1 protein-coding gene is annotated in these 808 nt (G+C 38.6%); it reads right to left on the reverse strand.

Going from position 1 to position 808, the window contains the following annotated elements:
• Positions 1-337: 337 nt before the first annotated feature.
• Positions 338-808, reverse strand: a 471-nt coding sequence (locus AC1MDJ_RS08185) for a hypothetical protein (protein WP_479690420.1), incomplete at its 5' end; no start/stop codon positions are given.

The following is an 808-nucleotide window of genomic DNA, read 5'->3' on the forward strand; positions in this document are numbered from 1 at the left end:
GGTGCAGTAGTGGCAGCATCAATGCTTACAGCTGACTATGGAACGCTATTTTCGCTATCTATAGCGTTCATTGCAGGGGCACTATCTGGCATAATCACTGCACTGATACATATTAAACGTATAAAACGAAAACCAGTTGTAGATTAAAGCCTAGTGTGTAGGCGTGTGTAGATTATATTTGGGCTAAGCCCAAAAATAGAAAGAAAAGTAATAGCTAGCTGATTTAGCTGAGCCAACAGGCTGTGGCAGTATGCTATTCATATTCATAACAGGAGGTTACATCAATATTTTTAGTATGTCAAGGGGGAATTTTGCAAATCCCCCAGATGATTTCCAATTACCTAGAGAATAGCCAGCTACTACCCATATCTATGAACGGAATCTGTTTCGTCCAACCATTCGTGGTCATGATTTTTGAGATAGTATGTTTTTGGTATTCAACCCCAGCAGCAAAGTGGATGATAACAATGTCATCATATTTTACGTGCTCTAGTGCCTTATTGAAACTCAAGATATTATTGGGAGATACGGCAACAGTTTCGCGTAAATTCATCATAATAGCTCCCATTCTTTTTAAGTCTACATTGCCTATGCTAATCATAGGCGTGTCTCTGTATGGTTCAGCAATCTTTGCATAATCGTGATGCCTAGAATATGGGAACATGTCTTGAGGCTTTAATTTGTTAAAAAAACCAGTAAGTGAAGCTATCAATATCACGCTGGCAATTAGTTTGCGACATAAAGTTAAGTTGCAAATCACCTTGCTAGTTAGTTCATATATGAGCATAACGAATAGCAGAGCTAGCGA

The sequence above is a fragment of the Candidatus Termitispirillum reticulitermitis genome (assembly GCF_054655775.1).